Consider the following 24,375-nt stretch of genomic DNA (forward strand, 5'->3'; position numbering starts at 1 on the left):
GTCTGATCGTGGGGGGAGGCGGGGCCGTCGTCGGCCGGATGTGGAGTCACGGTGGGACCATTCTGCCGTCCCCCGCATCCGGACGCGCCCGGTGGGACCGGCCGCCATGCGGGTGTCACCCTCGTCGTGTTGGATGGCGACATGACTGACCTCAACAGCAAGCCCGAGTTCGACGCCCCGGAGGGCCCCGCCCCCACCGAGCTCGTCATCACCGACATCGTCGAGGGCGACGGCGCGGAGGCCCAGCCCGGATCGACCGTCAAGGTGCACTACGCGGGCGTCGAGTACGACTCCGGCGAGGAGTTCGACAGCTCCTGGAACCGCGGCGAGCCGATCGACTTCCCGCTCGCGGCGCTCGTCCGCGGCTGGCAAGAGGGCATCCCCGGCATGAAGGTCGGCGGCCGTCGCAAGCTCGTCGTGCCGCCGGAGCTCGCCTACGGGCCGGCCGGTGGCGGGCACTTCCTGTCCGGCAAGACCCTGATCTTCGTCATCGACCTCCTCGGCGTGCGCTGATGCCGACCGCGGTCCCCACCGTCGAGCTCAACGACGGCACCGCCTTCCCGCGCCTCGGGCTCGGGACGTACGGGCTGAACGGCGACGAGGGCGTGGCGGCGGTCCGTGCCGGCATCGACGCGGGCTACCGGCTCCTCGACACGGCGCTCAACTACGGCAACGAGGACGCCGTCGGCCGTGCCGTGCGCGAGTGCGGTCTCCCGCGTGAGGACCTCGTCGTCACCTCGAAGCTGCCCGGGCGACACCACGGGTACGACGAGGCCCACCGATCGATCGAGGAGACCCTCGGCAACCTCGGGCTGGACTCGGTCGACCTGTACCTCATCCACTGGCCGAACCCGTCCGTCGACAAGTTCGTCGACACCTGGAAGGCCTTCGTCGACCTCCGGGACAGCGGCGTCGTCCGCTCCATCGGCGTCTCGAACTTCACCGAGGAGCACCTGCAGCGCATCGTCGACGCGACCGGTGTGGCCCCCGCGGTCAACCAGGTCGAGCTGCACCCGTACTTCCCCCAGGGCGCCCTCCGCGCGGTGCACGAGCGCCTCGGGATCGTGACCGAGAGCTGGAGCCCGCTCGCCAAGCAGAGCGAGCTCCTGACCGAACGCGTCGTCACGGACGCCGCGGCGGCGCACGGGGTCACCCCGGGGCAGGTCGTGCTGCGGTGGCACGTGCAGCTCGGCGCCGTGCCGGTGCCGAAGTCGGGCGACCCTGGACGGCAGCGCGAGAACATCGACGTGTTCGCGTTCGAGCTCACCGACGACGAGATGACGGCGATCTCCGGGCTCGAGCGTGGCCGGCTCTGGGGCGGCGACCCCGACTCGCACGAGGAGATGTGAGCCCGCGACGGGGCCGGTCGGACCGGCCCCGTCGCACCTCCACGTCGACACCTCCCACCACGGCGCGCGCGGGGCTACACTTGTCACCCCCGTCCCGAAGGGTGTTGCGTGACCGAGGAGTCAGAAGTCGACCGCGAACGTCAGTACGTCGACGGCCTGTTCGCACGGCTCGACGAGTTGTCCGCGGACGCCGCCCGGCGGCTGGCCGAGACCCGTCGTGAGTCCGTCGGTGGGAACCACCAGAGCCGCAGCGAACGCGACGCCTTCGCCCGCCTCTACGAGGACACCCTCGCGACGCTCGAGCGCGTCGGGGACCGGCTCGTGTTCGGCCGCCTCGAGGTCGCGGACCCGGAGCAGGACGAGAGCGCCTTCCGCTACATCGGCCGCGTCGGGCTCCGGGACGCCGAGCACCGGCCGCTGCTGCTCGACTGGCGCGTCCCCGGCGCCAGCGCGTTCTACCAGGCGACGGCGGCCCACCCGATGGGCATGCGCGCGCGTCGGCACCTGACGCTGGCCGGTCGCGAGGTCGTCGGCGTCGAGGACGAGGTGTTCGACGCGACGCTCTACGACAGCGAGCGCACCCACCTGCAGGGTGAGGGCGCGCTGCTGGCCGCCGTGAGCGCGGACCGCACGGGCCGGATGACCGACATCGTCGCGACGATCCAGGGCGAGCAGGACCGCATCATCCGGTCCGCCATCGAGGGCGTGCTCGTCGTGCAGGGTGGCCCCGGCACCGGCAAGACCGCCGTCGCACTCCACCGGGCGGCCTACCTGCTGTACTCGCACCGCGAGCGTCTCCGCGGCTCCGGCGTGCTCGTCGTCGGTCCGTCGCCGGCCTTCCTGACGTACATCGAGCAGGTCCTCCCGTCGCTCGGCGAGACGGGCGTCGTCATGGCGTCCCTCGGGTCCCTGTACCCGGGCGTCGACACCGATCGGCACGACGGCGCGCGGGCCGCCGCGGTCAAGGGGTCGGCCGAGATGGCCGACCTGCTCCGCCGCGCGGTGCGGTCGCGGCAGATCGTGCCGACCGAGACCGTCACGGTCGACATCGAGGGCGAGCGTCTCGTGGTCCCGCCGTCGCTCATCGCCGCGGCGATGCGGAAGGCCCAGGAGCGGGGCAAGCCGCACAACGTCGCGCGGGTGACCTTCAACAAGGCGGCACTCGATGCCCTCACCGGTCTGCTCGCCGAGCAGCTGCGCGAGCGCGGGACCACGGTGGACGAGGCCGACGAGAAGGTCCTCCGCGAGGACGTCCGTTCGTCGTACGACGTGCGGGTGCTGCTGAACGGCGCGTGGATGCCGCTCCCGGCCGAGAAGTTCGTCGAGGACCTCTACGCGCGCCCGAACTGGCTCGCCTCGCTGACCCCGCACTGGTCCGCTGACCGGCGGGCGTTGCTCCGACGCTCGCGCGGTGCCGGGTTCACGGTCGAGGACGTCCCGCTGCTCGACGAGGCCGCGGAGCTCCTCGGCCCGTTCGACCCCTCGGGCGGCGGCGCCCGGCGGCAAGCGAAGGCGGCCCGACAGCGCGACGTCGAGAACGCCCGCATCGCCATCGAGAACATGGGCGTCGAGGGCATCGTGACGGCGGAGCAGGTCGCGGGGTCCTTCGCCGAGGGCGGTGACCCGCGCACCACCGCGGAGCGTGCAGCGGAGGACCGCGAGTGGACCTACGGCCACATCGTGGTGGACGAGGCCCAGGATCTCTCGCCGATGCAGTGGCGGGTGCTCGCACGGCGGAACCCGTTGCGGTCCTTCACGATCGTCGGGGACATGGCGCAGGGGTCCTCGCCCGCCGCCGCGCGGAGCTGGGACGACGTGCTCGGTGCCCTCGCCCGCCGTCGTCGAGGCCGGGCTCCCCGCGTGCCGCTCGACCACCGGATCGAGTACCTCACCGTCAACTACCGCACGCCGCGGCAGATCGTCGAAGCCGCCGGTCGGTTCGCTGAGGACGCCGGGCTCGCCGTCACCGCCACCCGTGCCGTCCGTGACGGTGATCCGGTCGAGCACGTCGCGGTGTCCCGCGCCGGCCTCGTCGACGCGGTCGTCGAGCAGGTCCGGGCCGAGCGGCGTCGGATCGGCACGGGCACCATGGGCGTCATCGCGCCCGACGACGCGATCGCGGTGATCCGCGAGCGGTTGGCGGCGACCACGGACGACCTCCGTTCACTCGAGGCGCCACGGCCCGGCGCGGTCACCGTCCTCACCGGTGCCGAGGCCAAGGGGCTCGAGTTCGACGGCGTGGTGCTCGTCGACCCGGACGGTGTCGGCGCCGACGCTGCCCGCGCGGCCGCCGCCGTGTACGTCGCCATGACGCGGCCGACCCGGCGGCTCGTCGTGCTCGACGTCATCGCGACCGACGAGGACGCCGGTGCGGCGGAGGCGGGGGACGTCGCGGCCTGATCTCGCCGGCGGTCAGTCCCGTTTCCGGTGCTCCACGAGGTCGAGCGCGTACTGCTGCCACCACTGTCCGGCGGCCGGTCCACCGTTGCACGTGCCGTCGCTCAGCCCGGGGGTCTTCACCCACAGCAGGGCGTCGAGTCGGGTGGAGCCGGCGGTGACGTGCGGGGTCTGCCCGAGCCCGGCGCCCGGCGGGTTGCACCAGGTGCCGAGCCACCCCCGGCCGTTGCGGGACACGTCGATGACGAAGTGCGGATCGCCCCCGATGCGGTCCGCGAGCCGGTCGGCGTACGCGCGCTCCTGGTCGACGCGGTAGAAGTTCGACACGTTGGTCGAGAAGCCCTGGGCCTCGTCGACGCCGGCCTCGCGGAGGCGCCGCGCCATGGTGTCCACGGGAACGCGGTCCTCGTTGCCGCCGTCGAGGTACACCGTGAGCCCGGCGTCGACGAGGGTGTGCACGGCCTGCCGGATCACCGGGATGCGGCTCGTCCCGATGCGGGGGCAGTTCGAGATCTGGGCGAGGGAGTCCGGTTCGACGAGCACGACGGCGTGCGATCCCCGCATGGCGTCGGCCACGTGCCGCACCCAGGGGCCGTAGGCGGCCGTGCTGAGGCCGCCCTTCGAGTACCCGCCGCAGTCGCGGTCCGGCACGGCGTAGAGCACGAACGTCGGGGTCGCCTGGTGCGTCTGCGCGCTCTCGAGCACCGCGCGGACCGTGCGCACGGTGTCGGCGGTCGACCCCGCGCCCGTGAGCCACGTGGCGATCGGCTGGTCCGCGATCACCGAGAGCGCGTTCGCCGTCGCGACGTCGCCGCGGGTGCGAGCGGCGGACTCGGACCGGGCGGGGTGGTTCACGCTCGTGGGCTGCACGGCGAGTCCGCCGGGGAAGGCCTCGGCCGCGGTCCTGCGGGTCGCGACGACGCGCGTCGGCGTGGGGGTGGCATCGGGGGTCGACATGGAGCCTCCGTTCCGGTCGGCGTGGGGCAGGACGACCGTCAACGCGAGCACGAGCAGCAGCGCCAGCCCCACGGCGACCGCGCCGAGGACCGCCCACTGGCGGCGCCCCGACCGGTGGTGGCCGGCCGGCGGGCGGGGGTCAGGCCGCTCCGTGGGCATGGCGGTCCTCCTCGTCCTCACGGGTCGGTCGGACCAGCCTCGCATCACCGGCCCCGCGGCGGCCACTCGCCGGTCCGCTGTGTGCGATCTGCCAGGCACGGCGCGGTCGGTGTCCAGCCAGGGCACAGGGGTGCGGCAGGCTGCTGCCCCAGACTGTGCGGATGTTCCGGAGACTGCTGCTGCTCGTCGTCACCGCCGGCTACGCCTGGGTGGTGTGGCGGATGACGCTGACACCTCAGCTGTTCTCCCGCTCCGGCAGCGATGCGGTCGCCCTCGTCCTCCGGCTGGCCCAGCAGCACGCGGCGACGGCGTGGGTCACCTACGACCGCGCGGAGTTCCTGGCGAACATCGCGATGTTCGTCCCGGTCGGTGCGATCGCGGCGATGTGGCTGCCCCGGCGGGCGTGGTTCCTCGCGGGCATGCTCGCCGTCGGACTGTCGGTGGGCATCGAGTGGACGCAGCACGTCGCCCTGCCGGGCCGCGTCGCCGATCCGCGCGACGTCCTCTCGAACGGGCTCGGGGGGTTCCTCGGCGCCACGCTCATCGGGTTGGCCCGGTCGGCGGTGCCCGAACGCCGCCGCCGGCGCCCGCGCATGGTCTGACGGCCGCGCGTCGCGCGACCGGTCGACCCCGGTCCTCCCGTCCGTCCCCTGGCCCGGCCGTCCGGGGGGCACCCCTTCTGGAGCTGGCACCGGCCGGCCGGGTCCGACACCCTGGGTGGTGGGCCGTGCAGGACGGCCCGACAGGAGGACCACCGCGTGCCCACCCACGACGTCCCGGGGGCGGTACGACTCGACGACCTCACGGACCGGGTCCCGGGGCAGACGCTCATGGCGGCCTGCCTCGCCGAGCAGGCGGCCGCGCCACCGCGGGGTCCTCTCGCACGCGTCGTCGGCGCGCGCGTGCTCACCGACGCGGCGCGGTCCTGGTACGTCGGCGTGGTGGGGGAGCGCGTGACCGCGCGGCTCCTCGAGGGGCTCGGACCGGAGCACGTCGTACTGCACTCCATCCCGGTGACGGACTCGGGCACGGACATCGACCACCTCGTCGTCGGACCCATGGGTGTCGTCACGGTGCACACGAAGCACCACCGCGACGCCCGCGTGTGGGTCGGCGGCGACACCGTGCTCGTCGCGGGTCAGCGCCGGCCGTACGTGCACGCGGCGCGGAGCGATCGGACGCGCGTGCTGCGTGCCCTGGCGGCGCTCACGCTCCCCGTCGCACCGGTGACGAGTCTCGTCGCGGTGGTGCACGCCGCCCGGGTGCAGGTCCGACGCGCGCCGGAGGACGTCCGCGTCGTCGACGCCCGTCACCTCGTCCGGACGCTCCGCCGGCTCCCGACGGTCCTCGGTCAGGACGCGGTGTGGGCGCTCGCCGGGGCCGTGACCTCCACCGAGACGTGGGGCGTGCGGCCCGAGGGTGAGCCCGCCGACGTCGTGGCACGGTTCGCAGCGCTCGGACGGGAGGTGCGGGTCGCCCGCGCTGCGCGTCTCGCGTGGGCGGGTGCCGCGTGTGCGGGCGTCGCGGCCGGCCTCGTCGCGGTCGTCGCGGCCGTCCCCGGCCTCGTCGGGGCACTGTTCAGCTGACTCCGGGGCACGGGTGGGGCTCGTCGGGGTCGTCCGGCGACGGGCCGGTGGGGTATCATCGTCAGGTTGCCGTCGAACGGCCGCGGACACAGAGCGCCCACACATCCGGTGTGGTGCACCGCGCAGCAACAGGAAGGGGATCACCCATGGCACTCGAATCGAACGTCAAGAAGGCGATCATCGAAGAGTACGCGACCCACCCGGGCGACACGGGATCCCCCGAGGTCCAGGTGGCCGTGCTCACGCAGCGCATCAAGGACCTCACCGAGCACCTCAAGGAGCACAAGCACGACCACCACTCGCGTCGTGGTCTGCTGCTCCTCGTCGGGCAGCGTCGTCGTCTCCTCGGCTACCTCGCCGACGTCGACATCAACCGCTACCGCTCGCTCATCGAGCGCCTCGGCCTGCGTCGCTAGTCACTGCTCTGTCGGTCACTGCGGTCGACGATCGAAGTGCCTCCGCCAGGCGGGGGATCCGGTCTTGACCGAACGCCCCGTCCCTCCCACCGGAGGGGCGGGGCGTTCTGCGTTCCCGTCGGGTGCGGTGGTCTCCCCGCGCGTTCGCACGGAGCGGGAATAGCGTGCACGGCACCGTCGTTCGGCTACCATGTACATGCAAACGCATCGAAAGAGGAGCGCATCGTGCAGTTCGGCATCTTCACCGTGGGTGACGTCACCACCGACCCGACGACCGGCAGGACGCCGACCGAGGCCGAGCGGATCCAGGCGGTCCTGACCATCGCGCAGAAGGCGGAGGAGGTCGGCCTCGACGTCTTCGCCACGGGCGAGCACCACAACCCGCCGTTCGTGCCGTCCTCGCCGACCACCATGCTCGGCTACCTCGCCGCGAAGACCGAGCGGCTGGTCCTCAGTACGAGCACGACACTCATCACGACGAACGACCCGGTGAAGATCGCCGAGGACTTCGCGATGCTCCAGCACGTGTCCGGCGGCCGCACCGACCTCATCCTCGGCCGCGGGAACACCGGGCCCGTCTACCCGTGGTTCGGGCAGGACATCCGACAGGGCGTCAACCTCGCCATCGAGCACTACGCACTCCTCCGCCGCCTCTGGACCGAGGACGTCGTCGACTGGCAGGGCCACTTCCGCACGCCGCTGCAGGGTTTCACCGCGACGCCGCGCCCACTCGACGGCGTCGCCCCGTTCGTCTGGCACGGATCGATCCGCACCCCCGAGATCGCCGAGCAGGCGGCCTACTACGGCGACGGGTTCTTCGCGAACCACATCTTCTGGCCCGCGAGCCACACCGCGAACATGGTCCGGCTCTACCGTGAGCGGTTCGAGCACCACGGACACGGGCCGGCCGCGAACGCGATCGTCGGGCTCGGCGGCCAGGTGTTCATGCGGAAGAACTCGCAGGACGCCGTCGCGGAGTTCCGCCCGTACTTCGACAACGCGCCGGTCTACGGCCACGGCCCGAGCCTCGAGGACTTCACGCGGCAGACGCCGCTCACGGTCGGCAGCCCGCAGGAGGTCATCGACCGGACGCTCGGCTTCCGCGAGTACGTCGGCGACTACCAGCGCCAGCTGTTCCTCATGGACCACGCGGGGCTGCCGCTCACGACCGTGCTCGAGCAGCTCGACATCCTCGGCGAGGAGGTCGTGCCCGTGCTCCGGAAGGAGTTCGAGGCCCGCCGTGCCCCGGGCGTCCCCGACGCCCCGACCCACGCCTCGCTCGTCGCGGCCGCGCAGTCGGCCGCCGTCGCCAGCGACGTCGCGGAGGTGCGCGCATGACCACCATCGCCGTCGTCTCCGCGGGGCTGTCCGAACCGTCGTCGTCGCGCCTCCTGGCCGACCGGCTGGCGGATGCCGCCGTGACCGCCCTCGGTGACCCTGACGGGGTGCCGGGAGGCGCGACGCGCGTCGTGCACGTCGACCTGCGCCCGCTCGCGCACGAGATCACCGACGCGATGCTGACGCGCTTCACACCGCCCGCGCTCGGCGCGGCGGTCGCCGAGGTCGTCGAGGCGGACGCCGTCGTGTTCGTCGCGCCGGTGTTCACCGCGGGCATGAGCGGGCTCGCGAAGTCGTTCCTCGACGTCCTCGAGACGGACGCACTCGTCGACATGCCCGTGCTGCTCGGTGCGACCGGTGGCTCCCCGCGGCACTCGCTCACGGTCGAGCACGGGTTCCGACCGGTCTTCAGCTATCTGCGCGCCGCCGTGGCGCCGACCGCGGTGTTCGCGGCCACCGAGGACTGGGGCGACGCCGAGGGCGTGGCGGCACTCGACGGTCGGATCCGCCGGGCGGGGGCCGACCTCGCCCACCTGGTCCGGACCTCCCGGCGTCGTGTCCCCGCGACGGAGCCCGACGTCGTCGACTTCGGGAGTCTGCTCGAGGGCCTCGGTCAGTAGGGGGCACGCGGAGGGAGAGAGCCGCTCAGTACCAGTGCGGGTTCTCGCTCATCTCGTGGTTCCAGGCGGCGCAGGGGCTGCCGTACGCGTCCTTGATGTACGCCAGGCCCCAGTTGATCTGGGTGTCCTGGTTCGTCCGCCAGTCCGCGCCCGCCGTGGCCATCTTCGACGCGGGCAGGGCCTGCGGGATGCCGTAGGCGCCGCTCGAGACGTTGAGGGCGTTCGCCCGCCAGCCCGACTCCTGCGTCCACAGTGACACGAGGCATGAGAACTGGTCGGAACCCCAGCCGTAGGCACCGATCGCGCCTCGCGCGTACGCCTGCGCGCCTGCGGGGTCCGCGCCGACGCCGGACGGATCCGGGTATGACGTCGTGGGCGCGGCCGCCGCGACGGCGGACGTGGCGCGTTGGGCGGCCGCGCGCTCCGCAGCGAGCTGCGCGGCCCGCTTCTGGGCCGCGACCTGGGCGGCCACGGCCTGGCCGATCGCGTACTGCCGCTCGACCTTCGCCGTCGTGTCCTTGAGGGTGGCGAGCTGCGCGTACAGCTCGTCGCTGTGCTGCTGCGTGCTCGACACCGCGGCGTTCGCCGCTGCCTCCGCGGCGTCCGCCGCCGTCGACTTGGTCTCCGCGGCGTCGGCGAGGCGCTGGCGCTCCGCCTCGGCCCGCTGCGCCTGGTCGTGGAGGGACGTGGCCGTGTTCGCCGCCACGCTCGCGTCGCTCATCACACCGGCCCACGTGTCCGACAACTGGTCGAGGGTGCCGAGTTGGTACAGGAGGTCCTGGGGCTTCTTGGAACCGACGATGCGGCTCGTGATCGTGTCGCTGTCGCCCGAGCGGTAGAGGTGCGCGGCGAGCTGCCCCGCCCGGTCCTTGGCGCGCGCCGCGGTCTCGGCGGCGGCCGCTGCCCTGGCGGTCAGGTCGTCGGCCGTCTGGGTCGCCGCCCGGAGGTCGGACTCGGCCGCGGCCGCCTGGGCCGACGCGGTGAGCGCGGCGGCGGACTTCTGCGCGGCCACCGACTGGAGGCCCTTGAGCGCGTCCTGCACCTTCGCGACCTCGGCCTGCGTGGCCGCCTGGTTGCCCTTCGCCGCCTGGACGTCCGCCCACGACGGGTAGGTCGTGGCCTGGGCCGGGAGGGCTCCGACGACCGGCGCGACGAACGCGCACACGGTCAGGGTGAGGCCCGTCACGAGCAGCCGACGGCGCGCACGTCCGGGCGCGGCGGCACGCGTGGGGGAGGAGTGACGCATGGGCCCAGGCTAACGACCCACCGCGTGTTCGCCGCGAGCCATGCCGGAGCGGCGGACCCGGATGCTAGGCTCGAGACCGTCGGTGACGTATCCGTCATCGATCTGGAACCAACCGGAGCAGGCCGGCACGAAGCTGGTCATCGGTGGTGACCTACGGGACCGTCCCCCACGCGGGGCGAGCGGCGCCGTGGATTTCTACTGCTGGCCAGGCATGCGTCCCGCTGTCGTGTGGGCGCACGTGCACACCGTGCCCTCGACCCCCGGCCCTGCTGCACACACACCATGCGGCGTCGACCACGACGCCGACACCACCACGCACGCTCGACGAGCGTGCGTGGCCGTCACGCACACGAGGAGGCACCCCTTTGGAGGGTCCCGAGATCAAGTTCGCCGAGGCAGTGATCGACAACGGTCGCTTCGGTACCCGTACCGTCCGGTTCGAGACCGGTCGTCTCGCGCAGCAGGCGCAGGGCGCCGTCGCCGCGTACCTGGACGACGAGACCATGCTGCTGAGCGCCACGAGCGCCGGCAAGCACCCGCGGGAGGGCTTCGACTTCTTCCCGCTCACCGTCGACGTCGAGGAGCGCTCCTACGCCGCCGGCAAGATCCCCGGCTCGTTCTTCCGCCGCGAGGGCCGACCGTCGACCGAGGCCATCCTGGTCTGCCGGCTCATCGACCGCCCGCTCCGTCCGTCGTTCGTCGACGGGCTCCGCAACGAGGTCCAGATCGTCATCACGGTCCTGAGCATCGCGCCGGACGAGTTCTACGACGCCCTCGCGATCAACGCGGCGTCGGCCTCCACGCAGATCTCCGGTCTGCCGTTCTCCGGCCCGATCGCCGGTGTGCGCCTCGCGCTCATCGACGGCCAGTGGGTCGCGTTCCCGAAGCACTCGCAGCTCGAGCAGGCCGTGTTCGACCTGACCGTCGCCGGCCGGGTCGTCACCGACGAGGCCGGCAACGAGGACGTCGCGATCATGATGGTCGAGGCGGAGGCCACCGAGAACAGCTGGGGCCTCATCCAGGGTGGCGCCGTCAAGCCGGACGAGTCCGTCGTGGCGCAGGGCCTCGAGGCCGCCAAGCCGTTCCTCAAGGTCCTCGTCGAGGCCCAGGCGAAGATGGCCGCGCAGTCCGCCAAGGAGATCCAGGACTACCCGGTGTTCCCGGCGTACTCCGACGAGGTCTACGCGGCGGTCGAGGGGCTCGCCCTCGACGAGCTCAAGGGCGTGTACCAGATCGCCGGCAAGCTCGAGCGCCAGGACGCCGACGATGCCCTCAAGGCGCGCGTCAAGGAGGCCGTCGCGGCCCAGGTCGAGGCCGGCACCCTGCCCGCCGAGGCCAACGGTCAGGTCTCCGCCGCCTACAAGTCGGTGACGAAGAAGGTCGTGCGCGGCCGGATCCTCACCGAGCAGGTCCGCATGGACGGCCGCGGCCTCGCCGACATCCGTCCGCTCGACGCCGAGGTCGCGGTCATCCCGCGCGTCCACGGTTCGGCGATCTTCCAGCGCGGCGAGACCCAGATCCTCGGGGTCACGACGCTGAACATGCTCAAGATGGAGCAGCAGATCGACTCCCTGAGCCCGGTCACGAAGAAGCGCTACCTGCACCACTACAACTTCCCGCCCTACTCGACCGGTGAGACCGGCCGCGTCGGTTCGCCGAAGCGTCGCGAGATCGGACACGGCTTCCTCGCCGAGCGGGCCCTCGTGCCGGTCCTGCCGAGCCGCGAGGAGTTCCCCTACGCCATCCGTCAGGTGTCCGAGGCCCTCGGGTCGAACGGCTCCACCTCGATGGGCTCCGTGTGCGCCTCGACCCTGTCGCTCCTCAACGCCGGTGTGCCGCTGCGCGCGCCGGTCGCGGGCATCGCGATGGGCCTCGTCTCCGACACCGTCGACGGTCAGACCCGCTACGCGGCCCTGACCGACATCCTCGGTGCCGAGGACGCCCTCGGCGACATGGACTTCAAGGTCGCCGGCACGAGCGAGTTCGTCACCGCGATCCAGCTCGACACGAAGCTCGACGGCATCCCGTCGTCGGTCCTCGACGCCGCCCTGAAGCAGGCCAAGGAGGCCCGTTCGGCGATCCTCGGTGTCCTCACCGAGGCGATCGACGCCCCCGACGAGATGGCCGACACCGCGCCGCGCGTCATCAGCGTCCAGATCCCGGTCGACAAGATCGGCGAGCTGATCGGCCCGAAGGGCAAGACGATCAACGGGATCCAGGACGAGACCGGCGCCGACATCTCGATCGAGGACGACGGCACGGTCTACATCGGTGCGGTCGACGGTCCCTCGGCCGAGGCCGCCCGCGCCCAGGTCAACGCGATCGCGAACCCGACCAACCCGGAGATCGGGGACCAGTTCCTCGGAACGGTCGTCAAGATCGCCACGTTCGGTGCGTTCGTCTCGCTCCTCCCGGGCCGAGACGGACTCCTCCACGTGTCCGAGGTCCGCAAGCTCGCCGGTGGCAAGCGCGTCGAGAACGTCGAGGACGTCCTCGGGGTCGGCCAGAAGGTCCTCGTCGAGGTCACGAAGGTCGACGACCGCGGCAAGCTGTCGCTCGCGCCCGTGATCGCCGAGGAGGCCGACACGGCGACCGAGTCCGCGGACGCCGAGGGCGCCGCGGTCTGACGCTCGCGCTCGACGGAACGGCCGTCGGTCCCCACGGGGGCCGGCGGCCGTTCCGCGTCTGCGGTCCGGCCGCCGTCCTCTGGCCGCCGTCCTCCGGCCGCCGTCCTCTGGCCGCCGTCCTCCGGCCGCCGTCCTCCGGCCGCCGTCCGGACACCGCGAGATCGCAGACGTTGCCGCTCCGCCCCGCGGCAGAGCGGCAACGACTGCGATCTCGGCGGGAGAGGCGCCGGGCGGCCGGGCGGCACGGCGGCCGGGCGGCACGGCGGCCGGGCGGCACGGCGGCCGGGCGGCACGGCGGCCGGGCGGCCGGGCGGCAGGTCAGGCGGCGGGCGCGTCGGTGCCGAGCACGCGGCTCGCCACGCGGCCCAGAGCCGCGCATGCCGCGATCGTGTCCCCGGCGTACGACCCCACCATCGCGCCGTCGCGCGCGAGCATGAGTTCGTCGGCGCCGTCGCCCGGGAGCGGGTGGCCGGCCTGCTGCAGGAGCTCGGCGAGCTGATCGGTGTACCAGTCGCGGTGGGCCGACACGACCTCACGGACGGGGTGCCGGGGGTCGTGGTACTCCGCCGCGGCGTTGAGGAACGCGCAGCCCCGGAAGTCGGGGTCGTTGGTGGTGTCCACGACGGTGTCAACCCAGGTACCCACCGCAGTCCGTGCGTCGGGTGCCTCGGCGATGATGGTGTCCATCGCCTGCTTGACCTGCTCGTGCCGGCTCCGCACGTAGGCGAGGATCAGGTTGTCCTTCGAGCCGTAGTGCTTGTAGAAGGTCGCCTTCGTCACGCTCGCCTCGGCGATGAGCCGGTCGACGCCGACGCCACGGATGCCCTCTTCGTAGAAGAGCCGGGCCGCCGTCTCGAGGATCCGGAGCTTCGCGCCGCCGGTCGGACGCGCGCTGCTGGTCCGGGGAGCTTCGCTCGACCCGGGTGTCGTCGGTCCCGGGAGACGCTGGACGGTCGGTTGGGGGGAATCGACCGTCACAGCGTGGCTCCTCGGGGCAACGTCGGCTGTCGCGACACCGCGGGGGGACGTGTGTCGCACCAGGACCCGGTTGTCCGGTAGCCGCCGGACCGGCATCGAGGGGGGCGGTGCCGTTCCGGTGCCGTCACTGTAGCACGAGGAGGACAGACAGACGAGTCCGTATGTCCGCATCGTGTGTACCCCGTTCCCGGGTCATCCGCGGGCTGTCCACAAGCGCAGGCCGTTCCTGAGTCACGTCCGTGGAGACTCAGTAGGCTCGACGCGATGAACCGCCCCGTGCCGTTGCCGCTCGAAGCGCCGGAGACCGCCTTCCCCACCGCAGGGGGCACCCTCGTCCGGCGTTCGGTCCTCGCCTCGGGCGTCCGTGTGCTCACCGAGGCCGTCCCGTCTGCGCGGTCGACGAGCATCGGGTACTGGGTGGGGGTCGGTTCGCGCGACGAGCAACCCGGCCAGTACGGCTCGACCCACTTCCTCGAGCACCTGCTCTTCAAGGGCACACGCGAACGCAGCGCGTTGGACATCGCCGTGGCGTTCGACTCGGTCGGCGGCGAGCACAACGCGGCGACCGCCAAGGAGTACACCTGCTACTACGCCCGCGTCCGGGATCTCGACGTCCCGATGGCCGTGGCCGTGATCGGCGACATGGTGACGAACTCGGTCCTCGACCCGGAGGCCTTCGACGTGGAGCGCGGGGTGATCCTCGAGGAGCTCGCGATGGCTGCCGACGACCCGGCCGACCTCGCGGGCGAGGCCTTCTTCGCCGCCGCCTTCGCCGGCCACGCGCTCGGGCGTCCGATCGGTGGCACGCCGGACAGCATCCGTGCGGTCGAGCGCGACGAGGTCTTGGACCACTACCGGCAGCACTACATGCCGAGCGGCATCGTGGTCACGGCCGCGGGCGCGGTCGACCACGACCAGCTCGTCGAACTCGTCGCGGCGGCCTTCGGGGACGTCCCGCCGGCCACCCCGAACCCCCGTCGCTCGGCCGAGGTCCCGGCGGACGGCGTCGAGCCCCGCCTGGAACTCATCCGTCGTCCCACCGAACAGGTCAGCCTCATCCGGGGTTCGCACGGGCTCGACCTCCGCGACGACCGCCGCCCGGTGCTCAGCGTGCTCAACGCGGTGCTCGGTGGCGGCATGTCCTCGCGCCTGTTCCAAGAGGTCCGCGAGCGCCGCGGTCTGGCGTACGCCGTGTCCTCGTTCGCCCCGGCGTACCTCGACAACGGCGCGTTCGGGGTCTACGCCGGTTGTGCGCCCGACAACGTCGGGGCGCTGCTCGGCATCGTCGACGACGAGTTCCGCAAGATGACGGACAGCGGGATCTCAGCCGACGAGCTCGCGCGTGCGAAGGGCCAGATCGAGGGCGCGCTGACGCTGTCGCTCGAGGACACGGACGCGCGTATGACGCGGCTCGGCCGCTCCGAGCTCGGGGTGGGGGAGTTCACGGACCTCGCGACGGCCCTCGAGCGCGTCGATCGCGTGAGCACCGACGACGTCCTCGACCTCGCGCGCGACCTGTTGACCCGCCCCGTGGTCACGAGCGTGGTCGGCGCCGTCGATCGCGCCGACCTCGAGGGCGCTCCCGGCGCGGACGACGTCTGACCGGTCCGGCATGTCGCACTACCTCTACCTCGTCCGGCACGGGGAACACCAGGACGCCGAGCACGGCCTGCGCGACGGCAAGCTCTCCGAGCGTGGCAAGCGGCAGGCGACGCTCATCGCGGACCGTCTCGGCGGGATCCCGTTCGACTCCGTCTGCCACTCGCCGCTCGAAGCGCCGGCCGAGACCGCCAGGATCATGCGTGAACGGCTCCCGGCGATCGTGCCCGAGGCCTCGACGCTCCTGTTCGACTGCGTGCCCTCGGGCCCGACGTCCGAGATGCCGCACGCCTACCGGAGCTTCTTCGGCGGCGTGACGGAAGAGGAGATCGCGGCCGGCCAGGCCCAGATGGGTGACGCCGTCGCCGAGTGGTTCACGCCCTCCATCGAGGACCGCCACGACCTCCTCATCACCCACAACGCGGTGATCGCCTGGTTCGTGCGCGAGGTGTTCCAGGCGCCGGACTGGCGCTGGATGGGGACGAGCGTCGCCCACACCGCGCTCACCATCGTCCGCGTCCGGTCGGCGAAGCCGCCGGAGCTGGTGACCCTGAACGACACGGCGCACCTGCCCGTCGAACTGCGGACGGGCCTCCCGGTCCCGCAACCGCTCTGACGGTCAGCCGACCCGCCGCCGGTACCAGGCGGTCGCGTTCGGGTTGTCGTTGTACGGCGCGATCCGCTCGTACCCGCGGCCGCGGTACATGGCGCCGGCGGCGACGAGACTGTCGTTCGTGTCGAGGACGACGCTCGTGGCGCCGAGGTCGACGGCAGCGCGCTCGAGCGCGTCCATGATCGCGGTCGCGACCCCCGCCCCTCGCGCGGCGGGCTCGACGAACACGTGTTTGACCTCGAACCGGACGTCCTCGTCGTCGTCGTCGATGCGCCGGAGGCCGCCGCAGCCGACGGCGTCCTCGCCGTCGTGTGCGACCACGAAGGTGCCGTGCGGCGGGACGAACTCGCGCGGGTCGGTCCGCTTGCGTCGGTACGACCCCTGCGCGACGGGGAACGTCGCGGCCCGCTCGTCGAGGTAGTGGTCGAGCAGGACGTCGACCTCGGGCAGATCGGCGGGGACGGCGCGCACGGAGACCACCTCCCGATCCTACGGGCGGACCGGGGGATGGTTGGATGGGCCCATGAGCATCCCCGTCGCCGTGGTCGGTGCATCCGGTCGCCTCGGTCGCCTCGTCGTCTCGGTCGTGGAGGCGCTCGACGGGTTCGACCTCGTCGCCTCGCTCGGGTCGGGGGACCACGTGGAGGACGCCGGTCCGGACGTCTTCGCCGGCGCTCGCGTCGTGGTCGACGTCACGGTGCCGGCGCGGAGCCCGGCGATCGTCGACGCCGCGCTCGCGAGCGGTGCCAACGTCCTCGTCGGCACCTCGGGGTGGTCCGCGGACCGGCTCGCGCACCTCCGCGCCGTGCTCGGGGACCGGCCGGAGCAGGGGGCGATGGTGGTCCCGAACTTCTCGATCGGCTCCGTGCTCGCGACGCACCTCGCGACGATCGCGGCGCCTTGGTTCGACGCGGTCGAGATCGTCGAGGCCCACCACGCGGCGAAGGTCGACTCGCCGTCGGGGACGGCCGTCCGGACCGCGGAACGCATCGCCGAGGCCCGACGCGACGTGGGGCCGGTCGCGGCGCCGCACGTGGACCAGCGCGCGCGGGGACAGCAGGTGGCGAGCGTGCCGGTGCACAGCCTCCGGCTACCGGGCGTCCGGGCCCAGCAGGACGTCGTGCTCAGCGGCGTCGGCGAGACCCTGACGATCCGGCACGACACGACGGACGACGTCGCCTACACGCCGGGTGTCCGCGCCGCGCTCCGTGCCGTGCCCTCCCTCCGGGGGCTGACGGTCGGGCTCGACAGCGTCCTCGGCATCGCCTGACGTGCGCTCGCGCTTCGCCGGCGTCGCGCTCATCGCCGCGCTCCTCGTCCTGTACCTCGTGCTCGTCGGTCAGCGCGCGGTGGCGTTCATCGCGACCGGGCTCGGCATCGGTGTCGGGATCGGGGTCGCGTTGCTCGTCGTGGCCGCGATCGGCGCCGTGCTCCTCGTGCTCGAGCTGCGGTTCGGCTTCCGCGTCACGCGGCTCGCCACCCGACTCGAGCGTGAGGGCGGCGCCCCCGACGACGTCGTCCCGCTCCGGCCGTCGGGCCGCCCGGACCGCGCGGCGGCCGACGCGCTGTTCGCGCGCTACCGCGACGCCGTCCAGGCGGCGCCCGAGGACTGGCGGGCGTGGTTCCGCCTCGGAGTCCTGTACGACGCCGCGGGCGACCGGCGACGCGCTCGCGACGCGATGCGCACGGCACTCCGGCTGTCGGCCGGTCACTGACCTGCCGGCCCGCGGCGTGCCGTCCGCGGCCCGCGGCCGGGTGTCAGCCGAGCAGCGCGTCGACCGCCTGCTCCACCGTCTCGTGCCGGAACGTGTAGCCGTCGGCCTGGAGCACCGCCGGGACGAGCAGCTGGCTCGCGAGCAGGAGTTCGTCCGCGGCGTCGCGGAGCGCCAGGCGCAGGACCGTCTCGGGCACCGTGAGCGCGTACGGTCGGTGCAGGTCCTGCGCGACGCGCCGGAGGACGTGGTCGGCGAGCGCCGGTGTGGGGCCGGCGAGGTTCACCGGCCCGGCGACCTCGGACGAGCAGAGGTGCACGATCGCGGCGACCTCGTCCTCGAGCGAGATCCAGGGCCAGTACTGGCCGCCGGTACCGAGCCGCGATCCGAGTCCGAGTCGGGTGAGGGGCAGCACGGGGGCGAGCGCGCCGCCGTCCGGCCCGAGCACGAGCCCGGTGCGGAGCAGGACCGTCCGGGTCGTGGAGGGCGCCTCGGAGGCCGCGGCCTCCCACGCGGTGCAGACCTCCGCGAGGAACCCCGCGCCGGGGTCGGCGGACTCGATGAGCCGGTCGGCGGGGCGGTCGCCGTAGTACCCGGACGCGGAGCCGCTGAGGAAGGCGTGGGGCGGCGTCGCCGCGCGCTGCATCGCGGTGACGAGGGTCCGGGTCGCGTCGAGGCGCGAGGACCGGACGGCGCGTCGTCGCGCGGCCGTCCACGGCAGCCGGGCGATGCTCGCGCCCGCCAGGTTCACCACGACGTCGGCACCGTCGACGACCGCGGGGTCGAGGTCGGCGACGCCGGGCTGCCACCGGAACTCGTACGGCGACGTCGGCTCGCGACGCACGAGCGTCGTCACGTGGTGCCCCGCGGCGCGCAGGGCGGCCACGAGCGGCGTGCCGATGAAGCCGGACGCGCCGGCCACGAGCACGGAGAGCGGGGCGTCCGCCATGGGTCCTCCTTCGACCGCCCCACCGTACCGACGACGACCGACGCACGACCGGGAGGGCCGACGCGCCCCCGCCGGATCGGGTCACGCCCGCCCGCCGGTCGCCCTGCCGCCGCTGGCTCGCCCTACCGCCGGTCGCCCTGCCGCCGCTGGCTCGCCCTACCGCCGGTCGCCCTGCCGCCGCTCGCGGAGGACGGTGGTCGCCCGTAGGCTCGGAGCCATGACCGACACCGCGTCGCCGACCTCCGTCAAGCAGCCCGACCCGTCCGTCGCCACCCCGTACGAGGACCTGCTCCGGAAGGTGCTGGACGAGGGCGTGCCGAAGGGCGATCGCACCGGCACCGGCACGCGGAGCCTGTTCGGCGCGCAGCTGCGGTTCGACCTCGCGCAGGGGTTCCCCCTGGTCACGACCAAGCGCGTCCACTTCAAGTCCGTCGCGTACGAGCTGCTGTGGTTCCTCCGCGGCGAGTCGAACGTGCGGTGGTTGCAGGAGCACGGTGTGCGGATCTGGAACGAGTGGGCCGACGCGGACGGCGAGCTCGGTCCCGTGTACGGCGTGCAGTGGCGCTCGTGGCCCACGCCTTCGGGCGACCACGTCGACCAGATCGCCGAGGTCATCGGGCAGATCCGGACGAACCCGGATTCGCGTCGGCTCATCGTGTCGGCGTGGAACGTCGCCGACATCCCGTCGATGGCCCTCGCGCCGTGCCACGCGTTCTTCCAGTTCCACGTCGTCGACGGCAAGCTCTCGTGCCAGCTGTACCAGCGGAGCGCGGACATGTTCCTCGGTGTCCCGTTCAACATCGCCAGCTACGCGCTCCTGACGCACATGGTGGCCGCGCAGGCCGGGCTCGAGGTCGGCGACTTCGTGTGGACCGGCGGCGACTGCCACATCTACGACAACCACGTCGAGCAGGTACGCGAGCAGCTCGCGCGGACCGCGTACGCGCCGCCGCAGCTCCGGATCGCCCCGCGCGACGGCATCGACGCCTACGAGTACGAGGACTTCGAGCTCGTCGACTACGCGCACCACCCGACGATCCGCGGCGCGGTCGCCGTCTGATGCCCCGGGGCGAGGTCGGTCTCATCTGGGCGCGCTCGCGCGACGGTGTGATCGGTGCCGACGGGGACATCCCCTGGCACCTCCCGGAGGACCAGGCCGAGTTCCGCCGGGTGACGAACGGGGCGACCGTGGTCATGGGACGGCGCACGTGGGACTCGCTCCCGCCGCGGTTCCGGCCACTGCCCGGGCGCCGCAACGTCGTGCTGACCCGCGACCGGTCGTGGTCGGCGGACGGCGCCGAGGTCGTCCACGACGTCGACACCGCCCTCACGGTGGCCGCGGACGGGCCCACGTGGGTGATCGGCGGCGCGCAGGTGTACGAGGCGGCGCTGTCCAGAGCGGACCGCGTCCTCGAGACCGTGATCGACCTCGACGTCGACGGGGACACCACGGCACCCGAGCTCGGACCCGATTGGCACACGGTCGCCGCCACGCCCTCGGCGACGGAGTGGCTGACGTCGCGGACGGGTCTGCGCTACCGCTTCGTCGAGTCGCGCCGTCGTGCCTGAGCCGGTCCGAGCCTCCCGACCGCTGGTCCCGGTGGATGAGCGCTGCCGGTACGCTGGTTCGCGTGTCCTCGCGTGAGAATCCCTTCGGTCAGGTCCTCGTCGCGCTCGTGACGCCGTTCACCGCCGACGGCGAGGTGGACTGGCCGGGCGTCGAACGGCACATCGACGACTGCATCACGGCGGGTGCCGACGGCATCGTCGTGACCGGCACCACGGGCGAGACCTCGACGCTCACGGACCCCGAGAAGCTCCGGCTCGTCGAGGTCGGCAAGTCGGTCGCGGCGGGCCGCGCGAAGATCATCACGGGTGGTGGCTCGAACGAGACCGCGCACGCGATGCAGCTGTACAAGCAGAGCGAGCGCGCCGGCGCGGACGGCGTCATGATCGTCACGCCCTACTACAACAAGCCGACCCAGGCCGGCGTCCTGACGCATTTCCGGATGATCGCGGACGCCACCGACCTGCCGGTGATCCTCTACGACATCCCGGGCCGGACCGGCGTCCCGATCATGTACGACACGATCGTCCGTGCCTCGAAGCACCCGAACATCGTCGCGGTGAAGGACGCCAAGGGCTCCTTCAGCGAGGTCAGCCGGGTGCTCAACAACACCGACCTCATGTACTTCTCGGGCGACGACGCCAACGTGCTGCCGCACCTGGCGATCGGGGCGACCGGTCTGATCGGGGTGACGGCGAACATCGCGGCGGCACCGTACCGCACGATCGTCGACGCGGTGAACCGGGGCGACCTCGCGGCGGCGACGGCCGAGCACCAGCGGCTCGAGCCCCTGGTCCGTGCCGTCATGACGCACGTGCCCGGCACCGTCGCGGCGAAGTACATCCTGCACGGCCTCGGCCGGATCGCGAGCCCGCGGGTGCGCCTGCCGCTCGTCGGCCCGGAGGAGTCCGAGGCCGCCGTCATCGAGGCCGAACTCGAGTTCGTGCGCGACATCCCCGGCGCCGACTTCTCCAACTTCCGCCCGGACCGCAACGCGGCGGCCGGCGGCGCGCTGCCCAAGGTGCCAGGCACCACCCGTTGACCACCCGCGGCGCACCCGGTGCGCCGCCCACACCCGTCAGGACCAGATGCCCACGAAGACCTCCGAGCCGCAGCCGCTCGAACCCGGCACCCTCCGCGTGATCCCCGTCGGGGGACTCGGCGAGATCGGCCGCAACATGACCGTGTACGAGTTCGACGGCAAGCTGCTCGTCGTCGACGCCGGCGTGCTGTTCCCCGAGGAGCACCAGCCCGGCGTGGACTTGATCCTGCCGGACTTCACCCCGATCCGCGATCGTCTCGACGACGTCCTCGGCGTGGTCCTGACGCACGGGCACGAGGACCACATCGGCGCCGTGCCGTACCTGCTCAAGCTCCGGCAGGACATCCCGCTCATCGGGTCCACCCTGACGCTCGCGCTCGTCGAGGCAAAGCTCAAGGAGCACCGGATCAAGCCGTACACGCTGACGGTGCGCGAGGACCAGGTCGAGCAGCTCGGCCCGTTCCACCTCGAGTTCGTGGCCGTGAACCACTCCATCCCGGACGCGCTCGCCGTCGCCATCACCACTCCGGCGGGCCGTGTGCTCCACACCGGGGACTTCAAGATGGACCAGCTCCCGCTCGACGACCGCATCACGGACCTGCGCGCGTTCGCCCGACTCGGCGAAGCCGGGGTCGATCTGTTCCTGCCGGACTCCACGAACGCGGACGTCCCGGGGTTCACCGCGCCCGAGCGTGACATCGGGCCGGTGCTCGAGAGCGTCATCGCCCGCGCACGCCGCCGCGTCGTCGTGGCGAGCTTCTCGAGCCACGTCCACCGCGTGCAGCAGGTGCTCGACGCCGCCGCGGCGAACAACCGCCGGGTGGCGTTCATGGGCCGGTCGATGGTCCGGAACATGACGATCGCGGCCGAGCTCGGGTACCTCCGGGTGCCGGACGACGTCCTCATCGACGCCAAGAAGGCCAAGGACCTGCCGGACGACCGCATCGTCTACATGTCGACGGGGTCCCAGGGCGAGCCGATGGCCGTGCTCGCGCGCATGGCGAACCTCGAGCACCAGATCGAGATCGGCGAGGGGGACACCGTCATCCTCGCGTCGAGCCTCATCCCCGGCAACGAGAACGCCGTCTACCGGGTGATCGACGGGCTGACGAAGCTCGGCGCCAAGGTCGTCCACAAGGGCAACGCGAAGGTGCACGTGTCGGGCCACGCCTCCGCGGGCGAGCTCCTGTACTGCTACAACATCCTGCGGCCGCGGAACGTCATGCCCGTGCACGGTGAGCACCGCCACCTGTACGCGAGCGCCGACCTGGCGATCCAGACGGGGGTCCCGCCGCGCAACGTGATCCTCGGCGAGGACGGCACCGTCGTCGACCTCAAGGACGGCGTGGTCCGCGTGGCCGGGCAACTCGACCTCGGCTACGTCTACGTGGACGGGTCGACCGTCGGCGAGATCACGGACGCGGACCTCAAGGACCGGCGTGTGCTGGCGGAAGAGGGCTTCATCTCGATCTTCTGCGCCGTCGACTTCACCACCGGCCACTGCATCGTCGGCCCGGAGATCCAGTCGCGCGGGTTCGCCGAGGACGACTCCGTGTTCGACGAGGTCCGGCCGCAGATCGTCCGGGCGCTCGCCGACACGGCGGCGAACGGCGCGGGTGACCAGCACGCGTTCACGCAGGCCGTCCGTCGCACGGTGGGGCGCTGGGTGAACACGAAGCACCGGCGGCGACCGATGATCGTGCCGGTGGTCATCGAGGCGTAGGCGCGGCGGCACGAGGCAGCGGCACGAGCCACAGCAGCACGAGGGCGGGGTCCGACGGACCCCGCCCTCGTCGTCGTCCGAATCCGTTGACAGACTTCGTTACTTTGGGATAGAAAGTCCGCACGGGCTCCCGCAGAGCAGCGGGAGCGGTTCGGCTATCTCAAAGGAGAGACCATGCACGACACCGACACGCGCGCCGCTGCTGAGGCGATCGGCCGGGGCATCAGCAGGCGCACCCTGTTCCGCTACGGCGGCGCCGGCGTCGCGAGCGTCGCCCTCGCGGAACTGCTGGCGGCCTGCTCCTCGGGGTCCTCCGCCTCGTCGAGCGGCACGACGACCGTCCGCATGTGGAGCTGGTACACGGGCCAGCGGGACGTGTTCCCCAAGGTGATCGCCGCGTTCGAGAAGAAGCACCCGAACATCAAGATCCAGAACCGGATCTTCGGGACGCCGGACCAGTACCTCCCGGCGCTCACCGCGGCCGTCTCGGGTGGTGACGTGCCCGAGATCTTCGCCCCGCACGTCCGCGCCATCACCTACGGCGAACAGGGGATCTCGGCGGACCTGCGCAAGGAGCTCGGGTCCGGCTTCTTCAAGGACTTCTTCTCGTCGAACAACCAGGAGTACACGAAGAACGGCAAGCAGTACGCACTCGGGTTCATGGCGCAGACGTTCGGCCTGTTCTACGACCCGGACATGCTGAGCGCCGCGGGTGTGGACGGGGAGCCGGAGACCTGGGACGACCTCATCGCCGCCGCCGCGAAGATCGACGCCACGGGCAAGTCCACCGTCGCGTTCAGCGCGAACCCGACGACGAGCGCGCTCGACTTCTTCCTCCCGCTCATCACCCAGGTGACCGACGACCCGACGTACTACCTCAAGCTCGACCAGCTCGAGAAGGGCTACGCGTACACGAACAAGCCCGTGCTCGAGGCGCTCCAGCTCAACGACCGGATCGTCAAGGCGGGCGTGTTCCAGAAGGGCACGACGGGCACGTCGGGCGACCAGGCGACCCAGCTGTTCTACACGGGGGGTGCGGCCATGCTGTTCGCCGGGTCCTGGATCCCGCAGTCACTCGCGCAGGACGCCCCCAAGGCGTTCCTCGACAAGTACAAGATCATGCGGACCCCGGCGATCAAGAGCGGGGCCCGACACTGGACCGCCGACCAGGCCGGAGCCGGTTGGGCGGTGTCCGCGACGAGCAAGGCCAAGGACGCCGCGATCGAGTTCCTCAAGTTCATGTACGAGCCGGCCCAGTACTCGCAGCTCATGAACGACTCGCTGAGCATGCCGTCGACCAAGAGCGCCGCGGACCGCGTGAGCGACCCGCACATCAAGCTCATGACGTCGTGGCTCCCCGACGGCTGCCCGCACATCCCGTTCGGCGCGGGATCGAGCGCGGCCGGTGACCCCCTCGGCAAGATCTTCGACCAGACCGCCTCGCCGGCCGAGGTCGCCAAGCAGATGCAGGCCGCCGTCCTCAACGCGAAGGGCTGA

General features: G+C 72.3%; 23 protein-coding genes. 18 read left to right on the top strand and 5 right to left on the bottom strand.

The genetic code is table 11. The annotated features are described in order from the left end of the window. Window positions 1–141 precede the first annotated feature (141 nt). The 3 genes from DEI82_RS13590 to DEI82_RS13600 all read left to right on the top strand — a co-directional run bounded on the left by DEI82_RS13590 (window position 142) and on the right by DEI82_RS13600 (window position 3,749). The gene (locus DEI82_RS13590; protein WP_111014023.1) at window positions 142–513 is read left to right on the top strand and encodes an FKBP-type peptidyl-prolyl cis-trans isomerase; all 372 of its coding nucleotides are present in this window, start codon (window positions 142–144) and stop codon (window positions 511–513) included. After that, window positions 513–1,349 (top strand): aldo/keto reductase, encoded by an 837-nt coding sequence (locus DEI82_RS13595; protein WP_111014022.1) that lies wholly within the window; start codon window positions 513–515, stop codon window positions 1,347–1,349. Before DEI82_RS13590 ends, DEI82_RS13595 begins: the two co-directional genes overlap by 1 nt. Window positions 1,350–1,457: 108 nt before the next feature. Then, entirely contained in the window at window positions 1,458–3,749 is a 2,292-nt protein-coding gene (locus tag DEI82_RS13600) for an ATP-binding domain-containing protein (protein WP_111037289.1), read from the top strand. Window positions 3,750–3,761: 12 nt separating this feature from the next. Here the strand turns inward: DEI82_RS13600 and DEI82_RS13605 are convergent, their stop codons facing one another. Next, window positions 3,762–4,862 carry a glycoside hydrolase family 6 protein gene (locus DEI82_RS13605; RefSeq protein WP_181435216.1) on the bottom strand — a complete coding sequence of 367 codons (1,101 nt, stop codon included), beginning with the start codon at window positions 4,860–4,862 and terminating at the stop codon, window positions 3,762–3,764. Window positions 4,863–5,023: 161 nt separating this feature from the next. Between DEI82_RS13605 and DEI82_RS13610 the strand changes: the two genes are divergently transcribed. The 5 genes from DEI82_RS13610 to DEI82_RS13630 all read left to right on the top strand — a co-directional run bounded on the left by DEI82_RS13610 (window position 5,024) and on the right by DEI82_RS13630 (window position 8,822). Then, window positions 5,024–5,464 (top strand): VanZ family protein, encoded by a 441-nt coding sequence (locus tag DEI82_RS13610; protein ID WP_111037291.1) that lies wholly within the window; start codon window positions 5,024–5,026, stop codon window positions 5,462–5,464. Between the two features lie 156 nt (window positions 5,465–5,620). Beyond that, window positions 5,621–6,448: a nuclease-related domain-containing protein gene (locus tag DEI82_RS13615; RefSeq protein ID WP_111037292.1), complete on the top strand. Its 828-nt coding sequence runs from the start codon at window positions 5,621–5,623 to the stop codon at window positions 6,446–6,448. 146 nt (window positions 6,449–6,594) lie between these two features. Next, window positions 6,595–6,864, top strand: coding sequence for a 30S ribosomal protein S15 (gene rpsO / locus DEI82_RS13620; RefSeq protein ID WP_111011093.1), 270 nt, complete (start codon window positions 6,595–6,597; stop codon window positions 6,862–6,864). Between the two features lie 225 nt (window positions 6,865–7,089). Then, on the top strand, window positions 7,090–8,202 hold the full coding sequence (locus DEI82_RS13625; protein WP_111011094.1) for an LLM class flavin-dependent oxidoreductase: 1,113 nt from the start codon (window positions 7,090–7,092) through the stop codon (window positions 8,200–8,202). Next, complete coding sequence (locus DEI82_RS13630) at window positions 8,199–8,822, top strand: CE1759 family FMN reductase (RefSeq protein ID WP_111037293.1); 624 nt, start codon at window positions 8,199–8,201, stop codon at window positions 8,820–8,822. The genes DEI82_RS13625 and DEI82_RS13630 overlap by 4 nt, the downstream gene beginning before the upstream one ends. Before the next feature lie 25 nt (window positions 8,823–8,847). Here the strand turns inward: DEI82_RS13630 and DEI82_RS13635 are convergent, their stop codons facing one another. Further along, on the bottom strand, window positions 8,848–10,068 hold the full coding sequence (locus DEI82_RS13635) for a hypothetical protein (RefSeq protein WP_258370222.1): 1,221 nt from the start codon (window positions 10,066–10,068) through the stop codon (window positions 8,848–8,850). Between the two features lie 365 nt (window positions 10,069–10,433). Between DEI82_RS13635 and DEI82_RS13640 the strand changes: the two genes are divergently transcribed. Further along, entirely contained in the window at window positions 10,434–12,695 is a 2,262-nt protein-coding gene (locus DEI82_RS13640; RefSeq protein ID WP_111037294.1) for a polyribonucleotide nucleotidyltransferase, read from the top strand. Window positions 12,696–13,013: 318 nt separating this feature from the next. Here DEI82_RS13640 and DEI82_RS13650 read toward each other — a convergent pair whose 3' ends face one another. Then, on the bottom strand, window positions 13,014–13,673 hold the full coding sequence (locus DEI82_RS13650; RefSeq protein WP_258368716.1) for a TetR/AcrR family transcriptional regulator: 660 nt from the start codon (window positions 13,671–13,673) through the stop codon (window positions 13,014–13,016). Between the two features lie 264 nt (window positions 13,674–13,937). Here DEI82_RS13650 and DEI82_RS13655 point away from each other — a divergent pair, with 264 nt between their 5' ends. Beyond that, window positions 13,938–15,275 carry a pitrilysin family protein gene (locus tag DEI82_RS13655; RefSeq protein ID WP_111037295.1) on the top strand — a complete coding sequence of 446 codons (1,338 nt, stop codon included), beginning with the start codon at window positions 13,938–13,940 and terminating at the stop codon, window positions 15,273–15,275. Between the two features lie 10 nt (window positions 15,276–15,285). After that, complete coding sequence (locus DEI82_RS13660) at window positions 15,286–15,888, top strand: histidine phosphatase family protein (RefSeq protein WP_111011099.1); 603 nt, start codon at window positions 15,286–15,288, stop codon at window positions 15,886–15,888. 3 nt (window positions 15,889–15,891) lie between these two features. Here the strand turns inward: DEI82_RS13660 and DEI82_RS13665 are convergent, their stop codons facing one another. Continuing rightward, window positions 15,892–16,365, bottom strand: a complete 474-nt coding sequence (locus DEI82_RS13665) for a GNAT family N-acetyltransferase (protein ID WP_111037296.1) — start codon at window positions 16,363–16,365, stop codon at window positions 15,892–15,894. Between the two features lie 43 nt (window positions 16,366–16,408). On the opposite strand from DEI82_RS13665, the gene dapB reads away from it, so the two are divergent. Together dapB and DEI82_RS13675 are read left to right on the top strand one after the other, a co-directional pair. Then, entirely contained in the window at window positions 16,409–17,155 is a 747-nt protein-coding gene (gene dapB, locus DEI82_RS13670; protein WP_111011101.1) for a 4-hydroxy-tetrahydrodipicolinate reductase, read from the top strand. A 1-nt stretch (window position 17,156) separates the two neighbouring features. Then, window positions 17,157–17,600: a hypothetical protein gene (locus DEI82_RS13675; RefSeq protein WP_111011102.1), complete on the top strand. Its 444-nt coding sequence runs from the start codon at window positions 17,157–17,159 to the stop codon at window positions 17,598–17,600. Window positions 17,601–17,643: 43 nt separating this feature from the next. On the opposite strand, the gene DEI82_RS13680 is transcribed toward DEI82_RS13675, so the two are convergent. Next, entirely contained in the window at window positions 17,644–18,546 is a 903-nt protein-coding gene (locus tag DEI82_RS13680) for a TIGR01777 family oxidoreductase (RefSeq protein WP_111011103.1), read from the bottom strand. 217 nt (window positions 18,547–18,763) lie between these two features. Between DEI82_RS13680 and DEI82_RS13685 the strand changes: the two genes are divergently transcribed. From DEI82_RS13685 to DEI82_RS13705, 5 genes are all read left to right on the top strand, one after another. Then, window positions 18,764–19,606 (top strand): thymidylate synthase, encoded by an 843-nt coding sequence (locus DEI82_RS13685; protein WP_111037297.1) that lies wholly within the window; start codon window positions 18,764–18,766, stop codon window positions 19,604–19,606. Beyond that, window positions 19,606–20,115 (top strand): dihydrofolate reductase, encoded by a 510-nt coding sequence (locus tag DEI82_RS13690; protein WP_111011105.1) that lies wholly within the window; start codon window positions 19,606–19,608, stop codon window positions 20,113–20,115. The genes DEI82_RS13685 and DEI82_RS13690 overlap by 1 nt, the downstream gene beginning before the upstream one ends. Before the next feature lie 35 nt (window positions 20,116–20,150). Continuing rightward, window positions 20,151–21,155 (top strand): 4-hydroxy-tetrahydrodipicolinate synthase, encoded by a 1,005-nt coding sequence (gene dapA, locus DEI82_RS13695; protein WP_375334634.1) that lies wholly within the window; start codon window positions 20,151–20,153, stop codon window positions 21,153–21,155. A 46-nt stretch (window positions 21,156–21,201) separates the two neighbouring features. After that, window positions 21,202–22,878, top strand: a complete 1,677-nt coding sequence (locus tag DEI82_RS13700; protein ID WP_111037298.1) for a ribonuclease J — start codon at window positions 21,202–21,204, stop codon at window positions 22,876–22,878. A gap of 174 nt (window positions 22,879–23,052) precedes the next feature. Next, window positions 23,053–24,375 (top strand): ABC transporter substrate-binding protein, encoded by a 1,323-nt coding sequence (locus DEI82_RS13705; RefSeq protein WP_111026891.1) that lies wholly within the window; start codon window positions 23,053–23,055, stop codon window positions 24,373–24,375.

Origin of the sequence: Curtobacterium sp. MCBD17_019 (assembly GCF_003234555.1) — a bacterium.
GTDB lineage: Bacteria > Actinomycetota > Actinomycetes > Actinomycetales > Microbacteriaceae > Curtobacterium.